Here is a 15,835-nt window from a genome sequence, read left to right as displayed (position 1 = left end):
TTATTTAATGCGTACGATGTTCGCGCCGACGGCCGACAATTTCACTTCCATGCGGTCGTAGCCGCGGTCGAGGTGATAGATGCGGTCGATCAGGGTTTCGCCATCGGCAGCCAGGGCCGCGATCACCAGCGACGCCGAGGCGCGCAGGTCGGTCGCCATCACGGGCGCGCCGCGCAGCTGCTTGACGCCGGCGATGATGGCCGTGTTGCCCTCGATGGTGATGTCGGCGCCCAGGCGGTTCATTTCCTGCACGTGCATGAAGCGGTTCTCGAAAATCGTCTCGGTGACGCGGCTGGCGCCATTGGCGATGGTGTTGACGGCCATGAACTGCGCCTGCATGTCGGTCGGGAAGCCCGGATATTCCGTGGTGCGGAAGCTGACGGGGTTCGGACGGGCCGACATCTCGGCGCGGATCCAGTCGGCGCCGAAGGTCATCGTCAGGCCCATGGCGCGCAGCTTGTCGAGCGCCGCGTCGAGGATATCGGTGCGCACGTTGCGCAGGGTGATATCGCCGCCGGTGGCCGCCACGGCGCACAGGAAGGTGCCCGTTTCGATACGGTCGGCGATCACCGCGTGCGAAGCGCCGTGCAGGGCATCGACGCCCTGGATCACCAGGCGGCTGGTGCCGATGCCGTCGATCTTCGCGCCCATGGCCACCAGCAGGTGGGCCAGGTCGGTCACTTCCGGTTCGCAGGCGGCGTTTTCCAGGATGGTCTCGCCTTCGGCCAGGGTCGCTGCCATCAGCAGGTTCTCGGTGCCGGTGACGGTGATCATGTCGGTGACGATGCGCGCGCCTTTCAGCTTGGCGCACTTGGCGTAGATGTAGCCCGCTTCGATGCGGATCTCGGCGCCCAGCGCTTCGAGGCCCTTGATATGCTGGTCGACGGGGCGCGAACCGATGGCGCAGCCGCCCGGCAGCGACACCTTGGCTTCGCCGAAGCGCGCCAGCAGGGGGCCCAGCACGAGGATCGAGGCGCGCATGGTTTTCACCAGTTCATACGGCGCTTCCAGCGTGTCGATGGCGCTGCCGTTGAGAACAACGCGGTCGCCGTCCTGCTGCACTTTCAGGCCCGTCTGGCCCAGCAGCTTCAACATGGTGGTCACGTCGTGCAGGTGCGGCACGTTCGTCAGGTCCAGGTCGCCCGCGGTCAGCAGGCCGGCGCACAGGATCGGCAGGGCGGCGTTTTTCGCGCCGGAGATGGCGATGTCGCCGTTCAGGCGGTTGCCGCCGTTGATGAGGAGCTTGTCCATGTGCTTATCCTTGGAATTCTTCAGGTGTCAGGGTTTTCATCGACAGCGCGTGGATTTCTTCGCGCATGCGGTCGCCCAGCGCCGCGTAGACGATCTGGTGGCGCTGGATCAGGCGCTTGCCGGCAAACGCGGGCGAAACGATCACGGCCTGGAAGTGCTGGCCATCGCCCTCCACTTCGAGGTGCGTGCATTCGAGGCCGGCCGACAGATAGCCGTGGATCAGTTCTGGAGTGGTGGTCACGATAAGTCCTTGATATTGAATAATGTAGTGATGTGATGTGCCGCAATCAACGGCGCAATGAGTGTCGTAATCAATGTCGCAAACGATAGCCGCTCTTCAGCAGGCGGATCGACGCCAGCGCCAGGATCACGAGGAAGCCGGCGACGATGGACACGCTGAGCCACGGGCTGACGTCGGACACGCCGAAGAAGCCGTAGCGGAAACCGTCGATCATGTAAAAGAAGGGGTTCAAATGCGATACCGTCTGCCAGAACGGCGGCAGCGAGTGGATCGAATAGAACACGCCCGACAAGAAGGTGGCCGGCATGATCAGGAAGTTCTGGAAGGCGGCCAGCTGGTCGAATTTCTCGGCCCAGATGCCGGCGATCAAACCCATGGTGCCCAGCATGGCGGCGCCCAAAAAGGCGAAGACGACGATCCACAGCGGCGCGACGAACGACAGGTCGGCGAACCAGCACGTGATGGCAAACACGCCAAAGCCCACGGCCAGGCCGCGCGCGACGGAAGCGAGTACATACGCCGAGAAGATTTCCCAGTGCGACAGGGGCGTGAGCAGCACGAACACCAGGTTGCCCGTGATCTTGGACTGGATCAGCGAGGACGAGGAATTGGCGAACGCGTTTTGCAGCACGCTCATCATCACCAGGCCGGGAATCAGGAAGGCCGTGTAGCTGACGCCGGGGGTGGGCTCCACGCGGCCGTCGAGCACATGGCCGAACACCAGCAGGTACAGCATCGACGTGAGCACGGGCGCGGCCACGGTTTGCGTCGCCACTTTCCAGAAGCGCAGCGTCTCTTTGTAGACGAGGGTGCGAAATCCTGTCGAAATCATACGGTACCTTTATCCATGATCTGCAAGAAGATATCTTCCAGGTCGGCTTGTTGCAATTGCATTTCATCGATCTCGGCGCCGGCTTCGCGCAGGCGGGCGAGGATTTTTTCGACTTCGCTGTATTCGTTGACGCGCAGGCTGAACTTGTTCGGCGCCTGTTGTTCTTCCGGGTGCAGCACCAGGTGCTGCAAGTCGGCCGGCAGGCTGCCATTCTTGAGGTGCAGCTGCAGCTGCGAGCCGGCGATGCGGCGGATCAGGGCCGACATGGTGTCGAGCGCCACCACCTTGCCGGTTTTCAGCATGGCCACGCGCTGGCACATGGCTTGCGCCTCTTCCAGGTAGTGCGTGGTCAGCACGACCGTGTGGCCGCCTTCGCGGTTCAGGCGCGAGATGAACTTCCACAGCGTCTGGCGCAGTTCCACGTCGACGCCGGCCGTCGGCTCATCGAGCACGATGACGGGCGGCTTGTGCACCAGCGCCTGGGCCACGAGCACGCGGCGCTTCATGCCGCCGGACAGGGCGCGCATGTTCGTGTCGGCCTTGCCGGTGAGGTCGAGGTTTTCCATGACCTCGTCGATCCACTTGTCGTTGTTCGGCAAGCCGAAATAGCCGGACTGCAGGCGCAGGGTTTCGCGCACGGTGAAAAACGGGTCGAATACCAGTTCCTGCGGCACCACGCCCAGGTTGCGGCGCGCATTGCGGAAGTCCGTGACCACGTCGTGGCCATGGATCTTGACGGTGCCCGCGTCGGGGCGTATCAGGCCGGCGATGATGGAAATGAGGGTGGTCTTGCCGGCGCCGTTCGGGCCGAGCAGGCCGAAAAACTCGCCTTCTTCGATGGCCAGCGACACGCCGCCCAGCGCCTTGAGCGATTTATAGCTCTTTTCTACATTCGTTATTTGAATTGCGGTCATGTGCTTGTTTCAAGTGTAATGCGTCTGGTGTGATGCGCCAGTTGCCGGTGCAATGCTGGCCGGCTGGCCGGTGCAGGGCGCCCCTTCCGCAGAGGGTGGCGCAACAGTCAATTATAGTTGGAAACTTCGTGGAACACTTGGAGATCAATCCGGCGGCGCTGCTGGCCTGCCGGCTTGAAAGCTACTGCTGATGCGGGGAGTGGGACAGGATCAATGATGATGCAGGTCGGACGGGCTGCGTTCGGCGTGGCCGCCGGTGCTGGCGCAGTCGTCGGTCGTCAACGTGCTCGAAACGAGCGAGCAGACGCCATACAGCTTGGTAAGGTTTTTCAGGTTGTCCGGCAGGTTTTTCAGCTCCAGCACGCCGCCGGCATCCTGCGCGGCGCGCTGCCACGTCAGCATGACGGAGACGGCGGCCGAATCGACGGCTTTGACGTTGCGCAAGTCAAACTTCGTCTGACCCGAGCGGATGGCGTCCAGACCCTGCTCCAATGCCGAAGTGGCATTGTGCACGGTCAGGGAAGTCAGGGACTGCAAGGTGTCGAGAGAGTCGGGCATGGCGTCGGGCTGCGCTGGTCTGGAGCTGGGTCAGGAGCTATATGATAGCCGATTATTTGGCTTTGGCAGCGGGACGGCTGGCCAGGGCCTTGTTTTTTGCCTGCAAGGTCTTGATCAGGCCATCGATGCCGCCCTTGCTGATCTCGCTGGCGAAGCTGCTTTTGTACGTTTCCACCAGCCACGCGCCCAGCACGTTGATGTCATAGATCTTCCAGCCGGACGGGGTTTTCGCCACGCGGTAGTTCAGGGGCACGGGTTCGCCGCGCGCCACGTTCACCTGCGAGCGCACTTCCACTTCCGTGTCGGCCGGGTCGGCGCGCAGCGGCTTGAATTCCACGGTTTCGTTCTTGATCTGCGACAAGGCGCCCGAATACGTGTAGATCAGCAGGGTGCGGAATTCGCTGGACAGCTGCTTTTGCTGGTCCGGCGTGGCGTCGCGCCAGAAGCGGCCGGCGGCCAGGGCCGTCATGCGCTGGAAATCCACGTACGGCAGGATCTTGCTTTCCACCAATTCGGTGACGCGCTTGATATCGCCAGCCTGGATGGCCTTGTCGTTCTTGGCCGTCTCGATCACGTCCTGGCTGATGCGTTTGACCAAGACGTCCGGCGCTTCCACGGCGGGAGCGGCCTGGGCGGCGGTGGCAAAGGCGATGGTGGCCATCGCCAGCAGTTGTTTCATCAATTTCATGGTTCTACCTTTCATGGTGTTGCTATGCACCGGCTGGCGTCGATCGCAGCCGTGGTGTTTCTTTACCGCAGTTTACTCCTGAGGCCTAGCCTGGGAAGCCACGGTATTGCTACCAGATGTTACGAGGTCCGCCGGCGCCACATCGGCCGCGGCCGTCGCAGGCGGTGTTTCCGCTGGGACAGGCTGCGGTTGCGCCTCATAGGCCGGCTCGTAATCGCTGGTGTCGTTTTTTGGCACTTTGCGGTCGCGGCGGTCCGTATCGCCATCGAACACCTTGCTTTCGCGCGCCTGCAGGAAGCCGTCGCGGATGAATTCATAACGGTCCAGTGCGGCCGCTTCCATCAGGTTGGTCGCGTCGAGCAGCGCGGCGCGCTTGTCGACCACGCGCGTCACCGTGCCGATATTGCGCACCGAGACAGGCTCCTTGTAGCGCCATGGGTCGCCCGTGATATCGAGCGGCAGGGCCACCGTGTCGCGCACGGTCGATGGGCCCAGCAGCGGCAGCATCACGTACGGACCAGGCTGGACGCCATACCAGCCCAGGGTCTGGCCAAAGTCTTCGTTATGCTTCGGAATGCCCGCCTGCGACGCGATGTCGATCAGGCCGAAGATGCCGAAGGTCGAGTTCATGCTGACGCGCACGACGTCTTGCAAGCCCGCCTCACCCTTGCCTTGCAGCAAGTTGTTTACGGCGCTCCACACATCGGACAAGTTGCCGAAGAAATTGCCCACGCCCGTTTGCACGAACGATGGCGTGACGGTCTTGTAAGCCGTGGCGACCGGTTTCAGGGCCACCTGGTCGACGGTGTCGTTGAACTTGAACATGGCGCGGTTGTAACCCTCGAGCGGGTCGCGCGGATTGGTGCCGGTGGCGCAAGCGCTCACGCTGGCGGCGATGGCCAGGGCCAGGCCGATACGCGCCAGGCTGCCTTGGGATTGTTTGGTCGACTCGCTCATTTGCTGTCCTTTCCTTCCGCTGCCTTGCTGTAGATGAACTGATTGATCAGGTCTTCCAGCACTGTGGCCGATTGAGTACGGGCGATCTTGTCGCCCTCCGCCAGGTTCGCCAGATCGCCGCCTGCTTCCAGGCCGATATATTGCTCACCCAGCAAACCGGCCGTCAAAATCTTGGCCGAGCTGTCTTTCGGAAATTTGTAGCCATCTTCGATGTCGAGTTTCACCAGCGCCTGATACGTCTTGTCGTCAAAGCGGATCTCCGCCACGCGCCCCACCACCACGCCAGCACCCTTGACGGGCGCCTGCGGCTTGAGGCCGCCAATATTGTCGAACTTGGCACTAATGGTATACGTCTTGCTGAAAGACAGCGAGCTCATATTGCCGGCCTTGAGCGCCAGAAACATCAATGCCGCCACACCCAGCAAGACGAACAAGCCGACCCAGACATCCAAAGATTTACGTTGCATAAACAATCCTAAATAATTTTTACTTGCTGCCGCCTGCGCAACATCTTGCCCAGGCCCGCTGTTTTGTCGCTGATTGGCAATTACTTGCTAAACATCAACGCCGTCATCATGAAATCGAGCCACCACACCATCAACGATGAAATGACCACCGTGCGCGTGGTGGCGCCGGACACGTCTTCCGGCGTCGGCTGTGCCTGGTACCCCTGGAACAGCGCGATGAAGGTCACCGCAATACCGAACACCAGGCTCTTGATGGTGCCATTGCCCACTTCTTTCCAGACATCCACGCCGCCCTGCATCTGCGACCAGAACGAGCCTTCATCAACGCCGATCAGCACCACGCCGACCAGGTAGCTGCCGATGATGCCGACGGCCGTGAAGATGGCGCCCAGGATAGGCATGGCGATCACGCCGGCCCAGAAACGGGGCGCCAGCACGCGCTGGATCGGGTTCACGGCCATCATTTCCATGGCCGACAATTGCTCGCCCGCCTTCATCAGGCCGATTTCCGCCGTCAGCGAGGTGCCGGCGCGGCCGGCAAACAGCAGCGCCGTGACGACGGGGCCCAGTTCGCGCGTCAGCGACAGCGCCACCAGCAAGCCCAGCGACTGCTCGGCGCCATACGTGGTCAGGGTGTAATAGCCTTGCAAACCCAGCACCATGCCGACAAACAGGCCGGAGACGGCGGTAATCACCAGCGAGCGGTTACCGATAAAAAACAGTTGCTCAATCACCAAGCGCGGACGGCGCCACAGGCCGCCCGACGAGGCGATGATGATGAAAAACGAGCGCACGGCAAAGCCGAGGTCTTGTACCGAATTGCGCAACCATGCTCCGATCGCCGCCAGGAAACGCGCGATCATCGGCCGCCCCCCGCCTGCAAGCCCAGGTCGTCGGCCAGCGACTTGCCCGGATAATGGAACGGTACGGGGCCATCGGCCTCGGCATTGACGAACTGCTTGACGTACGGATGCGTCGACACGGCCATCTCGGCCGGCGTGCCGTGCGCCACAATCTTGCCCGATGACAGAAAATAGACATAATCAGCGATGGCGAAACACTCCTTCACATCGTGCGATACCAAGATAGACGTGGAACCCAACGCATCGTTCAGATTGCGGATCAAATTCGCCGTCACGCCCATGGAAATCGGGTCCAGTCCGGCGAACGGCTCGTCGTACATGATCAGTTCGGGGTCGAGCGCGATGGCGCGCGCCAGCGCGACGCGGCGGCCCATGCCGCCCGAGATCTCGGCCGGCTTCAATTGCGCCGCATTGCGCAGTCCCACGGCGTGCAGCTTCATCAGCACCAGGGTGCGGATCAGCTCTTCATTCAAATCCGTGTGTTCGCGCAGGGGGAACGCCACGTTCTCGAACGCCGTCAAGTCTGTAAACAACGCACCGTGCTGGAACAGCATGCCCATCTTGCGGCGCAGTTGATATAGCTCGTCGGTTCCCAGCGTATGCACGATCTGGCCGTCGACATTCACGGAACCGGAACTGGGACGCAGCTGCCCGCCGATCAGGCGCAGTACGGTCGTCTTGCCACTGCCGGAGCCACCCATGACGGCCACAACTTTTCCACGTGGGAAATCCATTTGAAGGCCCGATAAAATCGAACGTTCTCCATAGGCAAAGTGTAAATCACGGATCTCAACAAGATTTGGCACGACGAAACTCACTATTTTAATGGCGTATTGTAGTGCAGAAACGCCAACCTCTGCTGAGACACCCCTCGGGACAGCCCCGTAAAGGGGAAGAATACAACACTAATGAATCGAAAGTCAGATATTGTAGTGGAAATTTGGCCCGCACATCGCGTCCCTGTCCGGCGATGTTCACAGCTATTGACTTGACAAGTAAAAATAACAAGGGCCACGCCGCATTCCGCGCCGTGGCCCTGGCAAAAAAACGACCAATTGCTCGTTAATTTTAGCGCGGCAGCAGGGAAGCCCCCATCAGGAACTCATCGACGGCGCGCGCGCACTGGCGCCCTTCGCGGATGGCCCACACCACCAGCGACTGGCCACGGCGCATGTCGCCGGCGGCAAACACCTTGGCCACCGAGGTCTGGTAGCAGCCGGCACCGTCTGTTGTCGCTTTGACATTGCCGCGCGCATCCGTGTCGACGCCGAACGCTTCCAGAACTTGTTGTACTGGGGAAACAAAACCCATGGCCAGGAAGACCAGGTCCGCCTTCATCTCGAATTCCGAGTTCGGCACTTCGCTCATCTTGCCGTCTTTCCATTCGACTCTGCAGGCGATCAGCTTTTCCACCTTGCCGCCCTTGCCTTCGAAACGCTTGGTGGCCACGGCCCAGTCGCGCTCGCAGCCTTCCTCGTGCGAAGACGAGGTGCGCAGCTTGGTCGGCCAGTACGGCCAGACCAGCGGCTTGTTTTCCTGTTCCGGCGGCTGCGGCATCAGTTCGAACTGGGCCACCGAGGCGGCGCCATGGCGGTTCGACGTGCCGACGCAGTCGGAACCCGTGTCGCCGCCGCCGATCACCACCACGTGCTTGCCCGTGGCCTTGATCTGGTCCTTGAGCTTGTCGCCCGCGTTGACCTTGTTTTGCAGCGGCAGGAAATCCATGGCGAAATGCACGCCTTTCAGCTCGCGGCCCGGCACGGGCAAGTCGCGCGGCTGCTCGGCGCCGCCGGCCATGATGACGGCGTCGAATTCTTTTTCCAGGTCTTCCGGGAAAATGGTTTCCTTGGCCCAGTTGTTCACATGGGCAGGGAAATCCTTGCCCACCAGTACGCTGGTGCGGAACACCACGCCTTCGGCTTCCATCTGTTTCACGCGCAAGTCGATGTGCGACTTTTCCATCTTGAAGTCGGGGATGCCATAACGCAACAAACCACCGACCCGGTCGCTCTTCTCGAACACGGTGACGGCGTGGCCGGCGCGCGCCAGTTGCTGCGCCGCCGCCAGGCCGGCAGGGCCGGAACCGACGATGGCCACTTTCTTGCCGGTACTAAAACCGGCAGGCTGCGGCGTGACCCAGCCGTGCTCCCAGCCCATGTCGATGATTTTATGTTCGATGGACTTGATGCCGACCGGATCTTCGTGGATGCCCAGGGTGCAGGCCGATTCGCATGGCGCCGGGCAGATGCGGCCCGTAAACTCCGGGAAGTTGTTGGTCGAATGCAAGATGTCGAGCGCTTCGCGGTAGGCGCCGCGGTACACCAGGTCATTCCAGTCGGGAATGATGTTATTCACGGGACAACCCGTGGTGCAGAAGGGAATGCCGCAATCCATGCAGCGCGCGCCTTGTACGGTCGCTTGCGCGTCCGACAAGTGCAGCACGAATTCCTTGTAGTTCTTCAGACGCGCGGCAGGCTCCAGATAGTGTTCGTCCTGGCGCTTGAATTCCATGAAGCCGGTAATTTTACCCACGATGTTTCCTTTGTATTTGCTGGCTGGGAGCGGCCGGGCCGCTCCCTGTCATTGCTCTATGCGATTGATCTTGGCTGGCTCAGGCGGCGACGGCTTGGACTTCCATGGCGGCATCGGCAGCCATTTCAATCAGCGCACGCTTGTATTCGTTCGGGAAGACTTTCACGAACTTGCCGCGCGCCGCGGCCCAGTCGTCCAGCAAGACGCGGGCGCGGGTGCTGCCCGTGTGCTTGAAGTGACGCTCGATCAGGCGCTTGAGGATGACTTCATCCGCTTCCGGCACGCCGTCGCGGTGCTGGGTATGCCAGGCGTCGCGGTCCAGATGCTGCTCCGCCGCGGAGACGACCTTGTCCAGGCTGACCATGGCCGTGTTGCACTTGCTGGCAAAATCGCCCGCCGGGTCATACACATAGGCGATGCCGCCCGACATGCCGGCCGCGAAGTTGCGTCCCGTGTTGCCCAGGACCACCACCGTGCCGCCCGTCATGTATTCGCAGCCATGGTCGCCCAGGCCCTCGACCACCGTGGTGGCGCCCGAGTTGCGCACGGCAAAGCGTTCGCCCGCCACGCCATTGAAGAAGGCTTCGCCGGCAATGGCGCCGTACAGCACCGTATTGCCGATGATGATGTTGTCCACGGCCCAGCCACGGAATTCCGTATTCGGCCGCACGATGATGCGCCCGCCGGATAAGCCTTTACCCACGTAATCGTTGCCCTCGCCCACCAGGTCGATGGTGATGCCGTGCGCCAGGAAGGCGCAGGCCGACTGGCCCGCCGTGCCTTGCAGCTGGATGTGGATGGTGTCGTCCGGCAAGCCGGCATGGCCGTATTTCTTCGCCACTTCGCCGGACAGCATGGTGCCCACCGTGCGGTTCAAGTTGCGCACGGGCGAGATGAAGGAGACGCGCTCGCCCTTTTCCAGCGCTGCGCGCGCTTGCGCGATCAGCTTGTGGTCCAGCGCTTTTTCCAGCGCATGGTCCTGGAATTCCACGTGGCGACAGGCCTGGCCATCCGGGGTTTCCGGCTTGTAGAAGATGGCCGAGAAGTCCAGCCCCTGCGCCTTCCAGTGCGAAATCGCCTTCGATTTGTCCAGCAAGTCCACGCGGCCGATCAGCTCGTCATACGTGCGGATGCCCAGCTGCGCCATCAATTGACGAGCTTCCTCGGCAACGAAGAAGAAGTAATTGACGACATACTCGGGCTTGCCCGAGAACTTGGCGCGCAGCACCGGATCTTGCGTGGCCACGCCCACCGGACACGTATTCAAGTGGCATTTGCGCATCATGATGCAGCCTTCGACCACCAGCGGCGCCGTGGCGAAGCCGATCTCGTCGGCGCCCAGCAAGGCGGCGATGACCACGTCGCGACCCGTCTTCATCTGGCCGTCGGCCTGCACGCGGATGCGGCTGCGCAAGCCGTTCAAGACCAGCGTTTGTTGCGTTTCTGCCAGACCCAGCTCCCACGGCGTGCCCGCATGTTTCACGGACGACAGAGGCGAAGCGCCCGTGCCGCCGTCGTGTCCGGCGACGACCACGTGGTCGGCTTTCGCCTTCGTGACGCCGGCAGCCACCGTGCCGATACCCACTTCCGACACCAGTTTCACGGAGATCGAGGCGCGCGGATTGGCGTTCTTCAAGTCATGGATCAGCTGCGCCAGATCTTCGATCGAATAGATGTCGTGGTGCGGCGGCGGCGAAATCAGGCCCACGCCCGGCACGGAAAAGCGCAGGCTGGCGATGTATTCCGACACTTTATGGCCCGGCAACTGGCCGCCTTCGCCCGGTTTCGCGCCCTGCGCCATCTTGATCTGGATCTGGTCGGCCGAGTTCAGGTAGGCCGCCGTGACGCCGAAACGTCCCGACGCCACCTGCTTGATGCGCGAGCGCATGGAATCGCCTTCCTGCAGCGGAATATCGACGACGATCTGCTCGGCGCCCACGACGGACGCCATGGTGTCGCCCTGGCGGATCGGGATGCCCTTCAATTCCTGCGTGTAGCGGTTCGGATCTTCGCCGCCTTCGCCCGTGTTCGACTTGCCGCCGATGCGGTTCATGGCCACGGCCAGGGTCGCGTGCGCTTCCGTGCTGATGGAACCGAGCGACATGGCGCCCGTGGCGAAGCGCTTGACGATTTCCTTGGCCGGTTCCACTTCATCGAGCGGGATGGCCTTGGTCGGGTCGAGCTTGAATTCGAACAAGCCGCGCAGGGTCAGGTGGCGACGGCTCTGGTCGTTGATGATTTGCGCATACTCTTTATAGCTGGAGAAATTGTTGCTGCGCGTGGAATGCTGCAATTTCGCAATCGCATCCGGCGTCCACATGTGGTCTTCGCCGCGCACGCGGAACGCGTATTCGCCGCCCGCGTCGAGCTTATCCACCAGCACGGGATCGTTGCCGAAAGCCAGCGCGTGCAGGCGCAGCGCTTCTTCCGCCACTTCAAACACGCCGATGCCTTCCACGTTCGAAGCCGTGCCCTTGAAGTATTTGTCCACCAGCGACTTGTTCAAGCCGATGGCTTCGAAGATTTGCGCGCCGCAGTACGACATATACGTGGAAATGCCCATCTTCGACATGACTTTCATCAAGCCTTTGCCCACTGCCTTGGTGTAGTTGTAGATGGCTTTGTCGCCCGACAAGTCGCCCGGCAAGCCGTGCGCCATCTCGACCAGGGTTTCCATGGCCAGATACGGGTGGACGGCTTCCGCGCCGTAGCCGGCGAGCAAGGCGAAGTGGTGGGTTTCGCGGGCCGAGCCCGTTTCCACGACGAGACCGGTGGACGCGCGCAAGCCCTTGCTCACCAGGTGCTGGTGCACGGTGGAGGTGGCCAGCAGCGCGGGGATCGCCACCTGGTCGGCGCAAATGGCGCGGTCCGAGACGATCAGGATGTTGTGGCCCGACTTGACGGCGTCGACGGCTTCCGCGCACAGCGAGGCCAGGCAGGCTTCCACGCCTTCCTTGCCCCAGGCCAGCGGGTAGCAGATATCCAGTTCGTACGACTTGAACTTACCGCCCGTGTGGGCGCTGATGTTGCGCAAGCGGGCCATGTCGTCAAAGCCCAGCACGGGCTGCGCCACTTCCAGGCGCATCGGCGGATTGACGTTGTTGGTATCGAGCAAGTTCGGTTTCGGGCCGATGAAGGACACGAGCGACATCACCATCGCTTCGCGGATCGGGTCGATCGGCGGATTCGTCACTTGCGCGAACAACTGCTTGAAGTAGTTATACAGCGGTTTGAGCTTGTTCGACATGACGGCCAGCGGCGAGTCATTGCCCATCGAGCCCGTCGCCTCTTCGCCGGCCACGGCCATCGGCGCCATGAGGAATTTCAAGTCTTCCTGCGTGTAGCCGAACGCCTGCTGGCGGTCCAGCAACGATGGCTGCTCTTTTTCGCCCTGGGCGCGGTCCTGTTTCGCCTGCCCTTCGGCCAGCTTGATCTCGTCGAGCTTGATGCGCACCGAGTTGATCCACGCTTTATATGGCTTGGCGTTGGCGTAGGTGTTTTTCAGTTCCTGGTCGTCGATGATGCGGCCCGCTTCCAGGTCGATCAAGAACATCTTGCCAGGCTGCAAGCGCCATTTCTGGATGATCTTCGATTCCGGGATCGGCAGCACGCCCGATTCGGACGCCATCACCACCAGGTCGTCGTCCGTGACGATGTAGCGGGCCGGGCGCAAGCCGTTGCGGTCCAGGGTACCGCCGATGTGGCGGCCGTCCGTGAACGCCATGGCGGCGGGGCCGTCCCACGGTTCCATCATGGCCGCGTGGTATTCATAGAAGGCGCGGCGGTTGTCATCCATCGTCGTGTGGTTTTCCCACGCTTCCGGAATCATCATCATCATCGCCTGGGCGATCGGATAGCCGGCCATCAGCAGCAGTTCGAGCGCATTGTCGAAGCACGCCGTGTCGGACTGGCCTTCATAGATCAGCGGGAACAGCTTTTGCAGGTCGTCGCCCAGCACGGCCGACTTCATCACGCCTTCGCGCGCGCGCATCCAGTTGAAGTTGCCTTTCACCGTGTTGATCTCGCCGTTGTGGGCGATCAGGCGGTATGGGTGGGCCAGCGGCCATTCGGGGAAGGTATTCGTCGAGAAACGCTGGTGCACCAGGGCCAGGGCCGAGATGCAGCGCGCATCCTGCAAGTCCTTGTAGTACACGCCCACCTGGTCGGCCAGCAGCAGGCCTTTATAGACGATGGTACGGGCCGACATCGACGGCACGAAGAATTCCTTGCCGTGCAGCAGTTTCAATGCCTGGATGGCGTGGCCCGACGATTTGCGGATCACATACAGTTTGCGCTCGAGCGCGTCGGTGACCATGATGTCCGGGCCGCGGCCGATGAAGATCTGGCGAATCACCGGTTCCTTGGCGCGCACGGTGGGCGACATCGGCATGTCCGTATCGATGGGCACGTTGCGCCAGCCCAGCACAACCTGGCCCTCGATGCGCACGGCGCGTTCGATTTCCTGCTCGCAAGCGATGCGCGATGCGTGTTCCTTCGGCAGGAAGACCATGCCCACGCCGTATTCGCCAGGCGGCGGCAATTCCACGCCCTGCTTGGCCATTTCTTCGCGGTAATACTGGTCGGGAATCTGGATCAGGATGCCGGCGCCATCGCCCATCAGCGCATCGGCGCCCACGGCGCCCCGGTGATCGAGGTTTTTCAGAATCAGCAAACCCTGTTCGACGATCGAATGGGTCTTGTTGCCCTTGATATGGGCGACGAAACCGACGCCGCAGGCATCGTGTTCATTGGCTGGGTCGTACAGGCCTTGCGCTTTCATGGGCTTCTCCGCTGCATATGACTATCGAAAAACTAGAGTAGTGCAACGCAACAAAAAACTCAACTACAACAATTAGGGTCGGAGTCGAATTAAATTCGATTCCGTCGCTCTAAAAATTTAATAGGGACATAGTCGAAGCAATTTCAATAAAAGCGCGGAAAGGAACCATTTTTTGTTTTAAATGCGAATGCTTTTTAATTAGCGGCCGCGTCGGCCACGATTTTGCGGGGACGGCCCCGCTTGGCAGGCAGCACTTGCCGCTGCATTTTCTGCTCCAGCGCCTGCTTGAAAGCGTCGGAACCCAGCGGCCAGCCCTTCAATACAGCCTGTTCCACCACTTTCACCTGGCTGCTGCCCAGGCCTTGCTCGAACAGGCGCAGATACGCCGCCTCGCGGTCGAACGGCGTATTGCCCAGCGCCCAGTACAGCGCATGGTCGGTGATGACGGGATCGGGACGCACGCCCGCATGGTGGGCATAGCTGGACCAGCTGTAATCGAGCGCCTGGCCCGCCAGGCCCGTTTGCACGGGCACGCATTCCAGGTAGCGGCAGCACGTGAGGAAGAAATTGTCGGGATCGATGACGGAAGTTTTGTAGCGTCCCTGCCACAAGGCACCTTCGCGGCCGTATTTCTGGTTGAAATACGGCACGTAATAGCGTCCCAGCCACTGCATCAGCTGCCCCAGGCCCGTCGCATCGGCCGGCGTGGCCAGCAAATGTAGCTGATCAGGCAATAAAACATAGGCGTGAATGGCCACCTTGAACATTTTCGCCCCCGTTTTCAGCCAGGACAGGAATTGCGCGTAGTCCGCCGCGTCCTGGAACACGGGCTGGCGGTTGCTGCCGCGCTGAATCACGTAATGGGGCAGTGCTGGAATGATGAGGCGGGGCAAACGGGCCATGGCAGAATCGGTAAAAAGAAGGCTAAGGCCTTGATTTTACACACTTGCGAGCGCAAGGCACGACTCTGACCCTGTTTTATTTGAAATGCGGAAAAAAACCGTTGACTCTGTCCCTTTTATTGCGCCAGCCACTTGCGGGCGGCGCAACAAGGTCATCAGGACAGGTTGAAACTGGCCGACAGGCTGTAGCCTTCGCCATACGCGCTGCGCAGCGGCAAGTCCTGGCCCAGGCCCGTCTTGGCTTTCTTGCGCAAACGATACACGAGCATGTCGACCCGGCGGCCCGCATCGGGATCTTCGCCACCCATGCCGGCCACGATGACGTCGCGCGGCACGGGGCGGGTATTAATGGTGAGCAAGTGCAGGAAGTTGAATTCCTTTTCCGTCAAGGCGATGACGGCGCCCATCAACTCAAGTTGGCGAGCGCTTACTTTCAACGTCCACTTGCCCGGCTCGGGTACGGGATCTTGCGGCCCCACGCGGCGGTCGAGCGCTTCGATGTGGGCCGCCAGTTCGGGGAATTTGATGGGCTTGGTCAGATAGTGGTCGGCACCCAGGCGCAAGCCCAGGATGCGGCTGTCGAAAGCGACACGCCCCGTCAGCACCAGCACGCCGATTTGCGGATATAGCTGGCGCATGCGGGGGATGACGTTGAAGCCGTCTTCATCGGGCAAACCCAGGTCCAGTACGACCACGCCGACATTGCCATGGCTCAACGCCGTCCACATACCGCCAGCGGAGCTGGTGATATGGACTTCGTGTTCGAGCTCAACGAGGAACTCCGCCATGTCTTCGGCGTAGTCGAGATTGTCTTCGACGATCAGTATTTTCGTCATTGCTACGCCATTCT

14 protein-coding genes are annotated in these 15,835 nt (G+C 61.4%); all 14 read right to left on the bottom strand.

Annotated features, from left to right (window positions below):
- Positions 1-1,251, bottom strand: a complete 1,251-nt coding sequence (gene murA / locus O3300_RS27515; protein ID WP_289919833.1) for a UDP-N-acetylglucosamine 1-carboxyvinyltransferase — start codon at positions 1,249-1,251, stop codon at positions 1-3.
- 4 nt (positions 1,252-1,255) lie between these two features.
- The gene (locus tag O3300_RS27510) at positions 1,256-1,492 is read right to left on the bottom strand and encodes a BolA family protein (protein ID WP_034753824.1); all 237 of its coding nucleotides are present in this window, start codon (positions 1,490-1,492) and stop codon (positions 1,256-1,258) included.
- 70 nt (positions 1,493-1,562) lie between these two features.
- Positions 1,563-2,324, bottom strand: coding sequence for an ABC transporter permease (locus O3300_RS27505; RefSeq protein ID WP_099666077.1), 762 nt, complete (start codon positions 2,322-2,324; stop codon positions 1,563-1,565).
- The gene (locus O3300_RS27500) at positions 2,321-3,238 is read right to left on the bottom strand and encodes an ABC transporter ATP-binding protein (protein ID WP_077398228.1); all 918 of its coding nucleotides are present in this window, start codon (positions 3,236-3,238) and stop codon (positions 2,321-2,323) included. The genes O3300_RS27505 and O3300_RS27500 overlap by 4 nt, the downstream gene beginning before the upstream one ends.
- A 210-nt stretch (positions 3,239-3,448) precedes the next feature.
- On the bottom strand, positions 3,449-3,796 hold the full coding sequence (locus O3300_RS27495) for a lipid asymmetry maintenance protein MlaB (protein ID WP_305054671.1): 348 nt from the start codon (positions 3,794-3,796) through the stop codon (positions 3,449-3,451).
- A gap of 52 nt (positions 3,797-3,848) precedes the next feature.
- Positions 3,849-4,484 (bottom strand): phospholipid-binding protein MlaC, encoded by a 636-nt coding sequence (locus tag O3300_RS27490; protein WP_099666076.1) that lies wholly within the window; start codon positions 4,482-4,484, stop codon positions 3,849-3,851.
- Positions 4,485-4,556: 72 nt separating this feature from the next.
- Entirely contained in the window at positions 4,557-5,441 is an 885-nt protein-coding gene (locus O3300_RS27485; protein ID WP_099666075.1) for a VacJ family lipoprotein, read from the bottom strand.
- Complete coding sequence (gene mlaD / locus O3300_RS27480; RefSeq protein WP_070346035.1) at positions 5,438-5,908, bottom strand: outer membrane lipid asymmetry maintenance protein MlaD; 471 nt, start codon at positions 5,906-5,908, stop codon at positions 5,438-5,440. The genes O3300_RS27485 and mlaD overlap by 4 nt, the downstream gene beginning before the upstream one ends.
- 80 nt (positions 5,909-5,988) lie before the next feature.
- A complete protein-coding gene (gene mlaE, locus O3300_RS27475; RefSeq protein ID WP_034780952.1) occupies positions 5,989-6,771 on the bottom strand; it encodes a lipid asymmetry maintenance ABC transporter permease subunit MlaE in 783 nt (260 codons plus the stop codon).
- Entirely contained in the window at positions 6,768-7,577 is an 810-nt protein-coding gene (locus tag O3300_RS27470; RefSeq protein WP_034753922.1) for an ABC transporter ATP-binding protein, read from the bottom strand. The genes mlaE and O3300_RS27470 overlap by 4 nt, the downstream gene beginning before the upstream one ends.
- Before the next feature lie 262 nt (positions 7,578-7,839).
- Positions 7,840-9,303 (bottom strand): glutamate synthase subunit beta, encoded by a 1,464-nt coding sequence (locus tag O3300_RS27465; RefSeq protein WP_070257787.1) that lies wholly within the window; start codon positions 9,301-9,303, stop codon positions 7,840-7,842.
- Between the two features lie 79 nt (positions 9,304-9,382).
- The gene (locus O3300_RS27460; RefSeq protein ID WP_099666074.1) at positions 9,383-14,083 is read right to left on the bottom strand and encodes a glutamate synthase-related protein; all 4,701 of its coding nucleotides are present in this window, start codon (positions 14,081-14,083) and stop codon (positions 9,383-9,385) included.
- 194 nt (positions 14,084-14,277) lie between these two features.
- A complete protein-coding gene (locus O3300_RS27455) occupies positions 14,278-14,985 on the bottom strand; it encodes a transposase (RefSeq protein WP_099666073.1) in 708 nt (235 codons plus the stop codon).
- A 155-nt stretch (positions 14,986-15,140) separates the two neighbouring features.
- Positions 15,141-15,821 (bottom strand): response regulator transcription factor, encoded by a 681-nt coding sequence (locus tag O3300_RS27450; RefSeq protein WP_034753797.1) that lies wholly within the window; start codon positions 15,819-15,821, stop codon positions 15,141-15,143.
- Between the last annotated feature and the right edge of the window lie 14 nt (positions 15,822-15,835).

It is taken from the genome of Janthinobacterium sp. SUN206, from assembly GCF_030587305.1.
GTDB classification, from domain to species: domain Bacteria; phylum Pseudomonadota; class Gammaproteobacteria; order Burkholderiales; family Burkholderiaceae_D; genus Janthinobacterium; species Janthinobacterium kumbetense.
Note: the sequence above shows the minus strand (reverse complement) of the source record. Positions and strands in the feature narration are given on the sequence as shown.